The sequence below is a fragment of the Sinorhizobium garamanticum genome (genome assembly GCF_029892065.1).
GTDB lineage: Bacteria > Pseudomonadota > Alphaproteobacteria > Rhizobiales > Rhizobiaceae > Sinorhizobium > Sinorhizobium garamanticum.
In genome coordinates this window covers 3,295,107-3,309,209 of record NZ_CP120373.1, presented here as the reverse complement: position 1 = coordinate 3,309,209, position 14,103 = coordinate 3,295,107, and the positions used below count along the sequence as shown (strand labels likewise).

Annotated in this window: 15 protein-coding genes and 1 pseudogene; 11 read left to right on the top strand and 5 right to left on the bottom strand. The window is 64.4% G+C overall.

Annotated elements, in window-relative coordinates:
• Positions 1–179: 179 nt before the first annotated feature.
• The 6 genes from PZN02_RS15580 to PZN02_RS15555 all read left to right on the top strand — a co-directional run bounded on the left by PZN02_RS15580 (position 180) and on the right by PZN02_RS15555 (position 5,659).
• Complete coding sequence (locus PZN02_RS15580) at positions 180–482, top strand: virulence factor (RefSeq protein WP_280658854.1); 303 nt, start codon at positions 180–182, stop codon at positions 480–482.
• Positions 475–1,062, top strand: coding sequence for a methylenetetrahydrofolate reductase C-terminal domain-containing protein (locus PZN02_RS15575; RefSeq protein WP_280658853.1), 588 nt, complete (start codon positions 475–477; stop codon positions 1,060–1,062). The genes PZN02_RS15580 and PZN02_RS15575 overlap by 8 nt, the downstream gene beginning before the upstream one ends.
• Positions 1,059–2,150, top strand: coding sequence for a methylenetetrahydrofolate reductase (locus PZN02_RS15570; RefSeq protein WP_280658852.1), 1,092 nt, complete (start codon positions 1,059–1,061; stop codon positions 2,148–2,150). The genes PZN02_RS15575 and PZN02_RS15570 overlap by 4 nt, the downstream gene beginning before the upstream one ends.
• Positions 2,151–2,283: 133 nt before the next feature.
• The gene (locus PZN02_RS15565) at positions 2,284–3,252 is read left to right on the top strand and encodes a methyltetrahydrofolate cobalamin methyltransferase (RefSeq protein ID WP_280658851.1); all 969 of its coding nucleotides are present in this window, start codon (positions 2,284–2,286) and stop codon (positions 3,250–3,252) included.
• Positions 3,253–3,254: 2 nt separating this feature from the next.
• Entirely contained in the window at positions 3,255–3,590 is a 336-nt protein-coding gene (locus PZN02_RS15560) for a hypothetical protein (RefSeq protein ID WP_280658850.1), read from the top strand.
• Between the two features lie 20 nt (positions 3,591–3,610).
• Positions 3,611–5,659 (top strand): ASKHA domain-containing protein, encoded by a 2,049-nt coding sequence (locus PZN02_RS15555; RefSeq protein ID WP_280658849.1) that lies wholly within the window; start codon positions 3,611–3,613, stop codon positions 5,657–5,659.
• A 60-nt stretch (positions 5,660–5,719) separates the two neighbouring features.
• On the opposite strand, the gene PZN02_RS15550 is transcribed toward PZN02_RS15555, so the two are convergent.
• Positions 5,720–6,217 carry an Lrp/AsnC family transcriptional regulator gene (locus PZN02_RS15550; RefSeq protein WP_425336251.1) on the bottom strand — a complete coding sequence of 166 codons (498 nt, stop codon included), beginning with the start codon at positions 6,215–6,217 and terminating at the stop codon, positions 5,720–5,722.
• A gap of 165 nt (positions 6,218–6,382) precedes the next feature.
• Here PZN02_RS15550 and PZN02_RS15545 point away from each other — a divergent pair, with 165 nt between their 5' ends.
• The 3 genes and pseudogenes from PZN02_RS15545 (at position 6,383) to PZN02_RS15535 (ending at position 9,146) form a co-directional block, all read left to right on the top strand.
• Positions 6,383–7,597 carry a diaminopropionate ammonia-lyase gene (locus PZN02_RS15545; protein ID WP_280658847.1) on the top strand — a complete coding sequence of 405 codons (1,215 nt, stop codon included), beginning with the start codon at positions 6,383–6,385 and terminating at the stop codon, positions 7,595–7,597.
• A gap of 155 nt (positions 7,598–7,752) precedes the next feature.
• Positions 7,753–7,995 (top strand): annotated as a pseudogene (locus PZN02_RS15540) (M20/M25/M40 family metallo-hydrolase); the annotation flags it as partial.
• Complete coding sequence (locus PZN02_RS15535; RefSeq protein ID WP_280658846.1) at positions 7,992–9,146, top strand: M20 aminoacylase family protein; 1,155 nt, start codon at positions 7,992–7,994, stop codon at positions 9,144–9,146. The pseudogene PZN02_RS15540 and the gene PZN02_RS15535, both read left to right, overlap by 4 nt.
• Before the next feature lie 92 nt (positions 9,147–9,238).
• Here PZN02_RS15535 and PZN02_RS15530 read toward each other — a convergent pair whose 3' ends face one another.
• Positions 9,239–11,227 (bottom strand): BTAD domain-containing putative transcriptional regulator, encoded by a 1,989-nt coding sequence (locus tag PZN02_RS15530; protein ID WP_280658845.1) that lies wholly within the window; start codon positions 11,225–11,227, stop codon positions 9,239–9,241.
• A gap of 171 nt (positions 11,228–11,398) precedes the next feature.
• Between PZN02_RS15530 and PZN02_RS15525 the strand changes: the two genes are divergently transcribed.
• Complete coding sequence (locus PZN02_RS15525; protein ID WP_280658844.1) at positions 11,399–11,650, top strand: YjiS-like domain-containing protein; 252 nt, start codon at positions 11,399–11,401, stop codon at positions 11,648–11,650.
• 19 nt (positions 11,651–11,669) lie between these two features.
• Here PZN02_RS15525 and PZN02_RS15520 read toward each other — a convergent pair whose 3' ends face one another.
• From PZN02_RS15520 to PZN02_RS15510, 3 genes are all read right to left on the bottom strand, one after another.
• Entirely contained in the window at positions 11,670–12,134 is a 465-nt protein-coding gene (locus PZN02_RS15520; protein ID WP_280658843.1) for an SRPBCC family protein, read from the bottom strand.
• Positions 12,135–12,160: 26 nt separating this feature from the next.
• Entirely contained in the window at positions 12,161–12,472 is a 312-nt protein-coding gene (locus PZN02_RS15515; protein ID WP_280658842.1) for an ArsR/SmtB family transcription factor, read from the bottom strand.
• Positions 12,473–12,599: 127 nt separating this feature from the next.
• A complete protein-coding gene (locus PZN02_RS15510; RefSeq protein ID WP_280658841.1) occupies positions 12,600–13,490 on the bottom strand; it encodes a LysR substrate-binding domain-containing protein in 891 nt (296 codons plus the stop codon).
• Between the two features lie 218 nt (positions 13,491–13,708).
• Between PZN02_RS15510 and PZN02_RS15505 the strand changes: the two genes are divergently transcribed.
• Positions 13,709–14,044 (top strand): hypothetical protein, encoded by a 336-nt coding sequence (locus PZN02_RS15505; RefSeq protein ID WP_280658840.1) that lies wholly within the window; start codon positions 13,709–13,711, stop codon positions 14,042–14,044.
• Positions 14,045–14,103 lie beyond the last annotated feature (59 nt).

Here is a 14,103-nt window from a genome sequence, read left to right as displayed (position 1 = left end):
GCCCGAACCCGGTGTCGCCACCGCCGAAAGCAGGCGCGCAGGGCCAATCGCGACGAATGCGCATCCTATCGGATACACGATTGGGGAGCGTCGTTTTTGGACATATCCGACGTCGTGGCAAGGTGAGCGACGGCGGATGGACATGCGCATTGTCGGGTCTAGAGGAGAACAGGAATCCTATGGCAGATCGCATCATCGTCTACTGGCGCGACATTCCCGCCCAGGTCATCATCAAACAGGGTCGCAAAAGCGCCAAACGTGAACTGTCGCTCCGCTTCACCGAGGCGATCGACATGTGCGCGATGCGCACCGGCGCCGCCGAGACCGACGACTACCTTGCCGAATGGCGCAAGGCCGATCCGGTTCCGGTCTCCGACGACCTGGAAGCGGAGGCCGACAAGGCGGCGGCGGAACTGGAAGCCACCTATGACAGAGAGCGGCTGGTCGCGCTCGTCAAGGCCGGAGGCCGGGACAATGCCTGACCCGAAGGTCGTAACCGGCAACGCCCAGCCCGCCAAAAAGGCGGCGACGGGCGCATATACGCCGACGAACGTGTCGCCGAGCCGCCGCTCGCGCCACAAATACACCGTGCGGCTCTGGGCTGTGCGCCACTCGCGCTTCCTCGAATGGTTCTACAACCGCTTCGCCGACGTGTTCCTGCTGCTTCATCCGCTGTGGAACGCGATCGGCTACGGCCGCGTCGAACGGCCGGTGACCTTCGTCGAGCGTCACGTCAAGGGCTTCCTCTTCGACTGTCGCATGTGCGGCCAGTGCGCGCTGTCCTCTACCGGCATGTCCTGCCCGATGAATTGTCCGAAGCAGCTCCGGAACGGCCCCTGCGGCGGCGTGCGGGCCAACGGCAATTGCGAGGTTGAGCCGGACATGCCCTGCGTCTGGGTGCAGGCGTGGAAGGGCTCGCAGAACATGGTGAAGGGTAACGCGATCATGAATGTGCAGAAGCCGGTCAACCAGTCGCTGCGCGAAACGTCCTCCTGGTTGCGGGTGACGGCGGAAGCCGCGGCCGCCCGCGAAGCAGCGAAGAAGGAAGGCCAGCAGCAATGAGCCCGGATATCAATCCTCACGATCCGAGCGCCCCGCTCGATCCCCTGCCCGGCCATTCCTCGCGCGGACGGCTGGAGCGTGTGCTGCGCCGCGGCGAATTCGCCGTGACCGCCGAACTCAACCCGCCGGACAGCGCCAATCCCGAGGACGTTTACGAGCGCGCGGCGATCTTCGACGGCTGGGTGGACGGCATCAACGCGGTCGACGCCTCCGGCGCCAATTGCCATATGTCGTCGGTCGGCATCTGCGCGCTTCTGACGCGAATGGGCTATGCGCCGATCATGCAGATCGCCTGCCGCGACAAGAACCGCATCGCCATCCAGGGCGACGTGCTCGGCGCTTCCGCCATGGGCGTGCAGAACATCTTGTGCCTGACCGGCGACGGCGTGCAGGCCGGCGACCAGCCGGGTGCAAAGCCGGTCTTCGACCTCGACTGCATGTCGCTGCTCGAGACGGTCCGCATCATGCGCGACAATTCGAAGTTCCTCTCCGGCCGCAAGCTGACGACGCCGCCGCACGTTTTCCTGGGCGCCGCGATCAACCCCTTCGCGCCGCCTTACGATTTCCGCCCATACCGGCTCGCAAAGAAGATCGAGGCCGGCGCGCAGTTCGTGCAGAGCCAGTACTGCTTCGACGTGCCAATGTTCCGCGAGTACATGAAGAAGGTGCGCGACCTCGGCCTGCACGAGAAGTGCTTCATCCTCGTCGGCGTCGGGCCGATGGCCTCCGCCAAGACTGCCCGCTGGATCCGCTCCAACGTGCCGGGCATCCATATTCCCGACAGCGTCGTTGCGCGCCTCGAGGGCGCGCAGGACCAGAAGAAGGAAGGCAAGCAGCTCTGCATCGACATCATCAACGAGGTGAAGGAGATCGAGGGCGTCTCGGGCGTCCACGTCATGGCCTATCGGCAAGAGGAATATGTCGCTGAGATCGTCCATGAATCCGGCGTGTTGAAGGGCCGCAGACCGTGGAAGCGCGAAGGTCTGCCGAGCGATGCGATGGTCGCCGAGCGGCTCGAACATCTCCGCGAGGGCATCGAGGAGAACCAGGAGCAGATGGCGGAGGCCGCGGCACACCACCCGCACTAAGACGTTCGGGCGCGAAATCGCGCTGCCCCACATTCGATATCAGAGGAAAACCGGCGTTTCGGCCCGTCCGGCGCCTTACAAACCAAGACGGGGCCTATTACATAGCCCCACGCTCAGGATCAAAGGATCTTACATGACCCGCACCATCGTCGCTTCCGCCACCCGCGAAATCGTCATCGGCTTCGACCAGCCCTTTTGCGTCATCGGCGAACGCATCAACCCGACCGGCCGCAAGAAGCTCGCCGCCGAGATGATCGAAGGCAATTTCGAAACCGTGATCAAGGATGCGCTGGAGCAGGTCGCCGCCGGCGCCACCATGCTCGACGTCAACGCGGGCGTGACGGCTGTCAACCCGAACGAGACCGAGCCGCCGCTGCTCGTCAGGACGCTGGAGATCGTCCAGGGCCTCGTCGACGTACCGCTGTCGATCGACAGCTCCGTCACCGCCGCGATCGAGGCTGGCCTGCGCGTCGCCAAGGGCCGTCCGCTGGTGAATTCGGTCACCGGCGAAGAGGAGAAGCTGGAAGCGATCCTGCCGCTCGTGAAGAAATACGACGTACCGGTCGTCGCGATCTCCAACGACGAGACCGGCATTTCCATGGACCCCGACGTCCGCTTCGCCGTCGCCAAGAAGATCGTCGAGCGCGCCATGGATCACGGCATCAAGCCGCACGATATCGTCGTCGATCCGCTCGTCATGCCGATCGGCGCCTTGGGCGATGCGGGCCGGCAGGTCTTTGCCCTGCTTCGTCGTCTTCGCGAAGAACTGAAGGTCAACACCACCTGTGGCCTCTCCAACATCTCCTTCGGCCTGCCGCATCGCCACGGCATCAACGCCGGCTTCATCCCGATGGTGATCGGCGCCGGCATGACCTCGGCAATCATGAACCCCTGCCGTCCGCAGGAAATGGAAGCTGTGCGCGCAGCCAACGTCTTGAACGGCACCGACGCGAACTGCACCAACTGGATCATGACCTATCGCGACCACAAGCCAGCCGAGGGCGGCCATGCCGTGGCAGCTGCTCAACCGGCTGCCGCCGGCGGCGGTGGACGTCGTGGTGGACGTGCAGCCCGCGCCGGTGCTGGCGCAAGGGCGGAATAATCATGGCAAAAGGCGCCTCCATCGTCAGGGATCTGACGGCACTCTGGTTCCAGGCGCCGATGGTCATCGCGGCGCGCACGCAGGCGATGACAATTGCCGCCATGACCGGCTCCGCGACCGACTACGTGGAGGCGAGCCGCATGGTGACGGAGAAGATGGCGGCGGCAGCCGAAAGCGTCGTCGCCGCCCATGTGGCGCTGCTTAAGGAAGGCATGAGCGCGGTCGCAGCTCTTGCCGGCGGCAAGTTGCCGGCGACCGGCCACAGGCGGGTGACGGCGGCGGCGCTGCGCCCTTATGCCAAGCGCGTGCGGGCCAATGCCCGCCGGCTCTCGAAGTAATCCGCTGGCGAGGCAGAAAGATGCTGAACGTGTCCTCGAAGGAAAACAAGGACGATCCGCTGGTGCTGTTCATGCCCTCGGGCAAGCGCGGGCGCTTCCCGGTCGGCACGCCGATCCTCGACGCCGCTCGTTCGCTCGGGGTCTATGTCGAAAGCGTGTGCGGCGGGCGCGCGACCTGCGGGCGCTGCCAGGTTTCCGTGCAGGAAGGCAACTTCGCCAAGCACAAGATCGTCTCCTCGAACGACCACATCTCGCCGATTGGTCCGAAGGAGCAGCGCTACGCCAGCGTACGCGAACTGCCGGATGGCCGCCGTCTTTCCTGCTCCTCCCAGATTCTCGGCGATCTCGTCATCGACGTGCCGCAGGACACCGTCATCAATGCCCAGGTGGTACGGAAGGCCGCAACCGACCGGGTGATCGAGCGCAATGCCGCCGTCCAGCTTTGCTATGTCGAAGTCGACGAACCGGACATGCACAAGCCGCTCGGCGATCTCGACCGAATGAAAGCAATGCTCGAAAAGGACTGGGGCTGGAAGGATCTGCTGATCGCGCCGCACCTGATCCCGCAGGTGCAAGGCATCCTGCGCAAGGGCAACTGGGCCGTCACTGCCGCGATCCACCGCGACATGGATTCCTCGCGTCCCTTCATCGTCGGCCTCTGGCCCGGCCTCAAGAACGAGGCCTATGGCGTCGCCTGTGACATCGGCTCGACGACGATCGCCATGCATCTGGTGTCGCTCCTCTCCGGTCGCATCGTCGCCTCCTCGGGCGCGTCGAACCCGCAGATCCGCTTCGGCGAGGATCTGATGAGCCGCGTCTCCTACGTGATGATGAACCCCGACGGCCGCGAGGCGATGACCAAGGCGGTGCGCGAGGCGGTGAACGGCCTGATCGGCAAGGTCTGCACCGAGAGCGAGGTCGACCGCCACGACATCCTCGACATGGTGGTCGTCGGCAACCCGATCATGCACCACCTGTTCCTCGGCATCGACCCGACGGAACTCGGCCAGGCACCCTTCGCGCTCGCCGTCTCCGGCGCGCTGCAATATTGGGCGCACGAGATCGACATCGAGGTCAATCGCGGTGCGAGGCTCTATACGCTGCCCTGCATCGCCGGCCATGTCGGGGCGGACGCCGCCGGTGCGACACTTTCGGAAGGCCCACACCGGCAGGATAAGATGATGCTGCTCGTCGATGTCGGCACCAATGCCGAGATCGTGCTCGGCAACCGGCAACGCGTCGTCGCCGCGTCTTCACCGACCGGTCCGGCCTTCGAAGGTGCGGAAATCTCCTCCGGCCAGCGCGCCGCCCCCGGCGCGATCGAGCGCGTGCGCATCGACCCCGAGACGCTGGAGCCGCGCTTCCGCGTGATCGGCGTCGACAAGTGGTCGGATGAGGAGGGCTTTGCGGAAGCCACCGCCGCCGTCGGCGTCACCGGCATTTGCGGCTCGGCGATCATCGAGGTCGTCGCGGAAATGTATCTGACCGGGATCATTTCGCAGGATGGCGTCGTCGACGGCGCCATGGCCGCGAAAAGCCCGCGCATCGTGCCGAACGGCCGCACTTTCTCCTATCTTCTGCATGAGGGCGACCAGCGCATCACCGTCACGCAGAACGACATCCGGGCAATCCAGCTTGCCAAGGCGGCGCTCTATGCCGGCATCAAGCTCTTGATGGAAAAGCAGGGCGTCGAGCATGTCGACACGATCCGCTTTGCCGGCGCCTTCGGCTCCTTCATCGATCCGAAATACGCCATGGTGCTCGGCCTCATCCCGGATTGCGACCTTACCGAGGTGAAGGCGGTGGGCAACGCCGCCGGCACCGGCGCGCTGATGGCGCTCCTCAATCGCGGCCACCGCCGCGAGATCGAGGAAACGGTGAGGAAAATCGAGAAGATAGAGACGGCTCTTGAACCGAAATTTCAGGAGCATTTCATCAACGCCATGGCGATGCCGAACAAGGTGGATGCCTTCCCGAAACTCGCCGAAGTGGTCACGCTTCCCGCGCGCAAGGTGCTGGCGGACGATGGCGAAGGCGGCGGGCGCAGAAGGCGCCGCAGCCGCGAGTAACGCCGACAAGTATTCCCATCTGATTTTAAGTGTTCGCAACGCAATTGAGTCGTGGAGAAATCATCCCGGTGCTCGATCACCGAGCGGCACCGTCAGCCCGACCTTCACCCGGTCCATGGCGACGAAGGTGCGGAATTTCTTGACGTTGTGGTTGCCGAAGAAGAGGCGCCGCGTCAGCGCCTCGTAGTCGGCCATGGTCGCCACGACGATGACCAGGATGAAATCCGCCTCGCCGGTGACGTAGTAGCATTGCTGCACCTCCGGTGCGGCCGAAAACTCCACCTTCGCCGCATCGATCAGTGCGGCCGTTTCGCTGATCACTTCCACCTCGACGAAGACCGTGATCGGCTGGCCGACCTTGGCCGGATCGACAATGGCGCAATTGGCGGCAATCACGCCCGCCTCCTCCATCCGTTTGATGCGCCGCTGTACCGCCGGCGCCGAGAGATTGACCGCCTCGCCAATCGTGCGTTGCGGCGTGGCATTGTCCTTCTGGAGGATCTTCAGGATCGCCAGGTCGAAGGCATCGAGGGCGATTTCGGGAGTGGTTCTTGCCAACGGAAGAGGCCTCATGAAACAAACTTGCATTTTAACGCTCGGAATACAGCGCAATTTTCGCGCTGTGTGCAATATATATTCGCCGACCTGAGAGGTTTGAGACCGGATGCGGGCGGAAAACCCCGCACACATTCCTCACCCCCGCGACAATGAACGAGGGCGGCCATGTTTCTGCTGAATAGCCATCCCCACCATAACAGCCCGCTCGACCCCGTCGATGCCGAAACACTCGGAGAAGGCGGGGCCGATACGGTCGAGCGCTTCCTCGCGCATCGCGCCAATCATGCCGAGACGCCGCTGCATGCATTGCCGGCGCTCGCTCGCGAACTCAGCGTCGGCGCGGTCCATGTCAAGGATGAGGGCCATCGGCTCGGTCTCGGCAGCTTCAAGGCGCTCGGCGGCGCCTATGCGGTGATCCGGCTGGTGCTGGAAGAGGCGGAACGGCGCCTCGGGCGGGCGGTCGATATCGCCGAACTGCATTCGCCGGAGGCGAAGGCCGTGGCGGCGTCGATGACGTTCGCCTGCGCGACCGACGGCAATCACGGCCGCTCGGTGGCGCAAGGGGCCGAGCTTGTGGGCGCGAAGGCGGTCATCTTCGTTCACGGCGGCGTCAGCGAGGCGCGCGTGGCGGCGATCTCCCGCTTCGGCGCCGAGATGGTCCGCGTCGACGGCACCTACGACGACACTGTTGCCGAAGCGGCGCGGGTCGCGGCCGAGAACCGCTGGACGATCGTCTCCGATACGTCCTGGGCGGGATACGAGCGCATTCCCGGACTGGTGATGCAGGGCTACACGGCAATGGTCCGGGAGGCGCTGCGCCGACTGCCGGAACCACCGACGCATGTGTTTGTGCAGGCGGGCGTCGGTGGCGTCGCCGCAGCCGTCAGCGGTCACCTCGCGCTGACATTCGGCGACCGGCGGCCGACCTTCACCGTTGTCGACCCGGTGCGTGCCGCCTGCATCTTCGAGACGGCGCGTGCCGGGCATCCCGTGAAGATCGCCCATGGCGAGCCGACGGTGATGGCCATGCTCGAATGTTACGATCCCTCGCTTGTCGCCTGGCGGGTGCTCAAGCACGTCGCCGACGTCTTCATGACCGTCGATGAACAGGACGCCATTGCCGCGATGAACCGGCTGGCGCGCCCGTCCGGCAACGATCCGGCGATCGTCGCCGGAGAAAGCGGTGGCGCGGGACTGGCGGGGCTTGTGCGGGCGGCGACCACCCCCGCCATCCGGGCAGCGGTCGGCCTCGATGAAACCTCGCGCGTCCTGCTCTTCAACACCGAGGGCGCCACGGATCCGGAGCGCTATGCCGAGCTCGTCGGCATGACCCCGGCGGAGGTCATTGGTCGCCGGCAGGCGCAAGGGGTGACGGCATGAGCGCCCTTTCCATCAATGCGGAGCGGCTGCTCAGCCGCATCCGCGCCCTCGGCGAAATCGGCCGCGACGGCGATAGCAGGCTGACCCGGCTCGCTGCCTCGGACGCCGACACGGCCGGTCGGGATCAGCTTGTCCAGTGGCTCCGCGAGGCGAACCTGGAGATCGCCGAGGAGGCAGCCCGCGGGCGCGACCTCGCTTCGAAACGCATGACCTCCGGCGCCGGCCGTGACGCGCAGATGATCGCGCGGATCGCGCCGGCGGCAATGATTTTCGTGCCCAGCGTTGGCGGCATCAGCCACAACCCGCGCGAATATACGCCCGACGCCGATCTTGTCGCCGGCGCCAATGTCCTGCTCGATGTCATCCAACGCCTAGCCGCTGAAGGAAAGTTCCAATGACCGATCTCACGATGCTCGAAAGGGAAATGACGGGATGGCGGCGTGATCTCCACGCCCATCCGGAGTTCGGTTTCGAGGAGAAGCGGACCTCCGCCTTCGTCGCGGCGAAGCTCAGGGAGTTCGGGCTTGATGTCGCCGAAGGCGTTGGCGGCACCGGCGTCGTCGGCACACTCCGTCGCGGCAGCGGCAACCGAGCCATTGCGCTTCGCGCCGACATGGACGCGCTGCGCATTCCGGAACAGGGAGTGGCCGAGTATCGCTCGCAAAACCCGGGCGTGATGCATGCCTGCGGCCACGACGGTCACACGACGATGTTGCTCGGTGCCGCAAAGCTACTCGCCAAAGACGGCGGCTTCGACGGCACCGTACGCTTCATCTTTCAGCCGGCGGAGGAATGGGGCAAGGGCGCCCTCGCCATGCTCGACGATGGCCTGATGGAGCGATTTCCGTTCGAGGAAATCTACGGGCTGCACAACATGCCGGGGCTTCCCGTCGGCCATTTCGAGACCCGTGCCGGCGCCATGATGTCGGCGGAAGACACTTTCGAAATCATCCTCAAGGGCGTCGGCGGCCATGCTGCGCGTCCGCACGCCGGCAACGAAGTGCTGGTGGCCGCTTGCGCCCTCGTCACCAACCTGCAGACGATCGTCTCGCGCCGCTTGAGTCCAGCCGATATCGGCGTCGTCTCGGTCACGGAGCTTATTACCGACGGCACCCGCAACGCCCTGCCCGGCCTTGCCCGCATCCTTGGCGATGCACGCAGCTTCCGGCCGGAAGTGAGTGCCGAGATCGAGAAGCAGATGCGCGTGATCGCGGAGGGCACGGCGCTGACCTACAACGTCTCCGCCGAAGTGACTTATACGCGCGAATTCGTGCCCCTCCTCAACGACGCCGCCCTGGTCGGGGAAGCCTTCGCCGCCGCAAGGACCGTGTTCGAACCGGATCGTATCGCCACGGCCCGTGAACCGATGACCGGCTCGGAGGATTTCGCGCGCTTCCTCGAGCACGTCCCCGGCTGCTTCGTCTTCCTCGGAAACGGCCGCGATTCCGCACCGCTGCACAATCCGACCTACGATTTCAATGATGCCGGGCTGATTCACGGGGCCCGTTTCCATGCCGCGATCGTCAAGCAGCGTCTGCCGGCGAAATAGAACTGGGCGCCGCCATAGGCTATTTCGACAAGCGCCGGGACCGCTGCGAGCGCGAGCCGTGCGACATGCGACTGATAGGCGTGCCCAGCGTCCTAACCCTCCGGCATGCCCGCCTTCTTCATGCCTGCCGCCATCGTCTCGCGGAAACGGCTGACGTCACGCAGCGACGGAAGCGCGAGATATTTGGCGATCGTGTAGTCGGGCTGAATGGCGAGAAACCGCTCGGCCGCCCAATGGGCGATCTTCATGTCGTCGTTCATGGCGGCCCAGGCAGCCAGTTGACGATAGGCCCAGGTGACGTTGGGATTGCGCGTGACCACGTCCCGCGCGATCGCCACCGACTCCGAAAACCGGCCGGCGAGCGCGTAGGCAGCCCCTAGCCCCATGCGCATGTTGAAGACGAAGGGATCGAGCGGGCTCAGCCGCATCGCCCGCTCGAACCGTTCCTGCGCCTCGGCCGCCTGGTCCTGATAGATCCCGACCCAGCCGAACCGGGTCCAGGCCCAGGCATTGTTCGGATCGAGCGCCAGCGCGCTCTCGATCAGCGCGGCCGCCCTTTGCTGATCGCCAGAAAGGCTGACCGCCGCCCCGCAGGCGGTCAGCGCCGTCGGGTCGTCCTCGACCAGACCGGATGCCCGATCGACGGCATCAAGCGTCGCCCGCAACTCGGCGGCCTGGTCTGGCGACCAGAGATAGGTGATGTTCAGCGCGTGGCACCAGGCAAGCAGCGCATGCGCGCGGCCATATTTCGGGTCGAGCTGCAGCGCTTCCTGAAGCGTCTTCATCGCCTCCGCGATGGCCACGGCATTCTGCCCCCAGAGTTTCGGGAAGGCACGCATCACCAGGTCGTAGGCTCTGAGATTTGCGGGCGGCTTGCGCGTCGCGGATTCAATCTCCGCGTGGCGAACGGCCGGATGGATGGCGCCGGCGACCTGGGCCGCGATCCGGTCCTGGAACTCGAACAGGTCCGCGCTCGCCCCCTCGTAGCGATCCGACCACAGTTGCTTGCGCGACTCCGCATCGACCAGTTGCACGGAAATGCGCAGACGGTCACCACCGCGCCGAACCGTGCCCTCCACCACATAGGAAACGCCGAGCTCGGCCCCGACTTCGCGCACATCGATGAAGCGGCCCTTGTAGGTGAAGGCCGACTGGCGGGCGATCACGAAGAAATCGCGAACGCGCGACAGCGCCGCGGTGATCTCCTCGACGACACCATCGACGAAATAGTCGTCCTCTTCGCTGCTCAGATTGTCGAACGGCATGACGACGACGGAGGGCTGCTCCCTTTCGCGTGGCACCGTGGCATGGGCGTCCTTTTGCACGGCCGTGACGGATGGCTGCGGCGGCGGCGCCTCCAGAGGCGTCTCGATCAGTGCCCGTGTCGCCGCTTCCGGCTCGACACCGAGTTCGCGCTGTAACGCTTCGCGGCAGAGGAGGTATTGCCGCATGGCGGCATTCGCCTGCCCGCGATGCTGGTAGATACGGATCATGGCGCGGTGCGCTTCCTCGGCGGCGGGTTCGGAGGCCAGCAGCCGCTCCGCCAGGCGCTCGCAGGCCTGGTCGCCCGCCGTGTCGCCGCCAGCCTTCAGATCGCGGCTCAACCGCTCGACGAGCTGCAGCGCCTTCTGCCGGTAGTTGCTGCGGTGCGGCTGGAACGATTGTTCGAGCTCGTCGGGAATCGAGGTCTCAGAGAGGAGATCGCCGCGATAAAGCTCCGCCGCAGCCGCAAGGTTACCGATCCCGCCCTGTTCGATCAGGTGATCGAAGACCCAGAGGTCGGCCTCGCTTGAGCCGGCGGCAAGGGCGACCGTCTCAAGGTCGGACTCGATCTCGATCGCTGCGCGATTGCCGGCCGGGAAAGCGTGCCTGATGTCGACGAGCGCCTGGCGCAGGCTGTTGCGCGCCTGCGCCTCGCCACGCCCCGGCCAGAAGCTATCGGCCAGCAAGGCTCGTCGCACGCCCCGGCGTCCTGCCAACACCAGGGCGGCAAAGACGAGCGCGGTCTTGCGCGTCGTGAACCGAACCGGTTGATCCGACGGCGAAACGACGGTGAGCTCCCCGAGCAACCGAATGCGCATGCGCTGGCTCCGTTTCACAAAATACGGGCCACGTTAGCATCGATTGCGTTCGATTTAACGCAGATTTAGCGCTTGTCCCCTTCGGCCTCACCTGCATTTCACTCCCGCCTGAACAGCGGTAAAACGCGGCCATGGCAACTTGCGTCCATCAATTCGAAGATGGAGGCCGAGATGGCTACCGCAGACTATCACTCCGGATACGCAACCCACACCGGCGATATCGTTCACGCTCTAAAAGAGCGTCTCGCCTTTGCTGCAGCTGAGTTTGCAAAGCGGCGCCGGCACGCGCAGACACTCAAGGCGCTTGAGAGCCTCAGCCCCGACGAGCTGCAGGACATCGGCTATCCGACAGGCGCGCTCGGGGCGAAGCCTGCGATCGAGGTCAAGGCCGGCCTCGTGGCTAACTTGATGTCCATGCGGTGACCAGGGCGCAGCCGAGACCTTACGCTACCTTGGCGGCATAGGAGGCGAGCGATGCCCCCCAGCCTCTCTCGGAATCGAACATGCCGTGCATCTCTTCGGCCTTCGCGCCGTAATTCCCAAGGTGGCGGTGTTCGAGGGTTACTGTCGTCTCATCGCCCTTCGCCTCGAAGAGGACTTCCACCTCAGTGTAAAACTCCGGGTCGAAGGTGAAATCGGCGTTGAGCTGCCAGGCGAATAAGATGCGGTTCGGTCGATCGCAATCGATGACGCGTCCCCAGTCGCACTCCTCGCCGGCTTTGCCGATTTCGTACCAGCGCCCCCCGGCAACGGCCTCGACGACCACCGTCTTCTGACCGGATTGCGACACGCTATGGTCCTTGATCCACCAGGTTCCCATGCCGCTGACGAAGACGTCGAACGCCCTTTCCGGCGACGCGCGCACGGTGACGGACTTGCGGACCGGCGTCGGCTCGATCTTGTTCATGTTGCTTTCTCCCGTTTGATAATATTTCAGGGATCGTCCGCCGTCTCGACCGCGGCCTTGAAGGCTGCGAGCTGCTTGCTCCAGAAGCGGTCAAGCCACGCTCGGAGGGGGCCCAGCCCTTCCGGATCGATCGAATAGATCCGACGCGCGCCCGAAGGCTCGTCCCGCACGAGCCGCGCTTCCTTCAGAACCTTCAAATGCTGCGAAATCGCCGGCTGCGACACCGGCATCACCCGCGCCAGTTCGGCGACCGACTGCCGCTGCTCCGCGACACGCTCGAAAATCGCGCGCCGGGTCGGGTCGGAAAGGGCCGCGAACAATCTATCTTCATAAGTCATGACTTATTATAAGCCGAGACTTATTTCTGTCAATCTGAAGACGTGCAGCAAAAGCCCCGGAAAACGAAGCGCCGCGTATTCGATCGAACACGCGGCGCCCCCGAACGTGACGCTAAATTGAACGGATCTACTGCAGCTGCAGTTCGGCAAAGGCGGCACGCACATGATCGGCGACCGCCAGCACCGGTGCCGGTGCATCCTCGATGACCTTGAGCCCGATGTCGTAATGGCCGAGATCAGGCAGGCCGTCGTGTTCGCCGAGTTGGACCATCTCGCCGCGGACGAGGTAGCGCGGCAGCGGCGCAATGGCGAGGCCCGCCAGCACCGCCGCCCGCTGCCCGGTCGTATAGGCGCTGAGGAACGCGACGCGGAACTTGCGGCCGGCCCGCGACAGTTTCTCGACCGCATCGGCGCGCCAGACGCAGCCGTCCTCCCACATCGAAACCGGCAGAGGATCGCGCAGATGCGCATTGCCGCATTTCGCGCCGGCCCAGACGAGCTTTTCCTGCATCAGGATTTCCGTGCCCTTCGGCACATCGTCGGTCAGGCTGTTGAAGATGGCGATGTCCAGCCGGTGCTCGTCGACGCGCTTGCGCATGGCGTTGCTCATGCCGATCGATACGTCGACGGTGACATTTGGATAGGACTCGGCAAAGCGCTTCAAGACGTCCGGCAGGATCCGTTCGCCGACATCCTCCGGCGCGCCCACCCGGACAACGCCGTTCATGTCGGGCAGAAGGAAGCGCGACACCGTTTCATTGTTGAGCGACAGAAGCCGGCGGGCAAAGCCGAGCAGCAACTCGCCCTTCGGCGTCAGCGACACCGAGCGCGCGTCACGCAGAAACAGCGTGCAGCCGAGCAGTTCCTCCAGCTTCTTGATCTGCATCGAGACGGCCGACGGCGTGCGGTAGACAGTCTCCGCCGCGGTGGTGAAGTTGCCCGTTTCCGCGATGGCGACAAAGGTCTTCAGGACATCCATCTCAAGCAGCGGAAGCGCGTGGCGCAACATCATGTTCATGGCGATATCCTCATTCAGAAAATCTGAAAGATAACATGAGTTCATTTCGTTTGATTGAACATCAAGCGTGAGCGATAGTCAAGCTGCAAGGAAGATCCAGGGCAGGACGAGAGAGGGGTCGGAGCGATGTTTTCCGCCCGCATCCGTCGAAACTTGAGAGGAACGGGTCCCGTTCATGCTTCTGGATTGGCAGCGCGATCTCGAAAAGGAGGAAGCTCATGTCCGCGTTGACACTGGTGATTACGCCGCACGGCAACGCCTCATACATGAAAACCGACGGGCAGATGGCCGCCGCCGTCAAACCGGATACGGTCGTCCGGCTTCAGCCGGAAACCGTGGCGCTTGCCTCAGGCGATGACGACATGGTGCTCGCCATCCTGTCGCACGCCCGGTCCTTCATCGACCGGATCGCCACGAGGCGGCGCGCCAACAACATCGCCAGGAATCGGGTGGAAACCCGCCGCGAATTGGCGAGACTTCCGGCGAGGGTCAGGAACGACCTGTTACTCATGGAACAACATCCGGCGACGCCTTCGGATAAAGTTGTTGTGTGAGGCGGCAACCGATCACCATGTTTGATGGAAAACATCAAACATATTCGTTTGAATGATCA

What these genes read in the sequence shown, in the direction of transcription:
- PZN02_RS15545 (WP_280658847.1), top strand. Translation starts at nt 6,383, where the DNA reads ATGTTTCTGCTGAATAGCCATCCCCACCATAACAGCCCGCTCGACCCC.
- PZN02_RS15530 (WP_280658845.1), bottom strand. Translation starts at nt 11,227, where the DNA reads ATGCGCATTCGGTTGCTCGGGGAGCTCACCGTCGTTTCGCCGTCGGAT.
- PZN02_RS15520 (WP_280658843.1), bottom strand. Translation starts at nt 12,134, where the DNA reads ATGAACAAGATCGAGCCGACGCCGGTCCGCAAGTCCGTCACCGTGCGC.
- PZN02_RS15555 (WP_280658849.1), top strand. Translation starts at nt 3,611, where the DNA reads ATGCTGAACGTGTCCTCGAAGGAAAACAAGGACGATCCGCTGGTGCTG.
- PZN02_RS15560 (WP_280658850.1), top strand. Translation starts at nt 3,255, where the DNA reads ATGGCAAAAGGCGCCTCCATCGTCAGGGATCTGACGGCACTCTGGTTC.
- PZN02_RS15525 (WP_280658844.1), top strand. Translation starts at nt 11,399, where the DNA reads ATGGCTACCGCAGACTATCACTCCGGATACGCAACCCACACCGGCGAT.
- PZN02_RS15535 (WP_280658846.1), top strand. Translation starts at nt 7,992, where the DNA reads ATGACCGATCTCACGATGCTCGAAAGGGAAATGACGGGATGGCGGCGT.
- PZN02_RS15580 (WP_280658854.1), top strand. Translation starts at nt 180, where the DNA reads ATGGCAGATCGCATCATCGTCTACTGGCGCGACATTCCCGCCCAGGTC.
- PZN02_RS15575 (WP_280658853.1), top strand. Translation starts at nt 475, where the DNA reads ATGCCTGACCCGAAGGTCGTAACCGGCAACGCCCAGCCCGCCAAAAAG.
- PZN02_RS15505 (WP_280658840.1), top strand. Translation starts at nt 13,709, where the DNA reads ATGTCCGCGTTGACACTGGTGATTACGCCGCACGGCAACGCCTCATAC.
- PZN02_RS15515 (WP_280658842.1), bottom strand. Translation starts at nt 12,472, where the DNA reads ATGACTTATGAAGATAGATTGTTCGCGGCCCTTTCCGACCCGACCCGG.
- PZN02_RS15565 (WP_280658851.1), top strand. Translation starts at nt 2,284, where the DNA reads ATGACCCGCACCATCGTCGCTTCCGCCACCCGCGAAATCGTCATCGGC.
- PZN02_RS15570 (WP_280658852.1), top strand. Translation starts at nt 1,059, where the DNA reads ATGAGCCCGGATATCAATCCTCACGATCCGAGCGCCCCGCTCGATCCC.
- PZN02_RS15510 (WP_280658841.1), bottom strand. Translation starts at nt 13,490, where the DNA reads ATGAACATGATGTTGCGCCACGCGCTTCCGCTGCTTGAGATGGATGTC.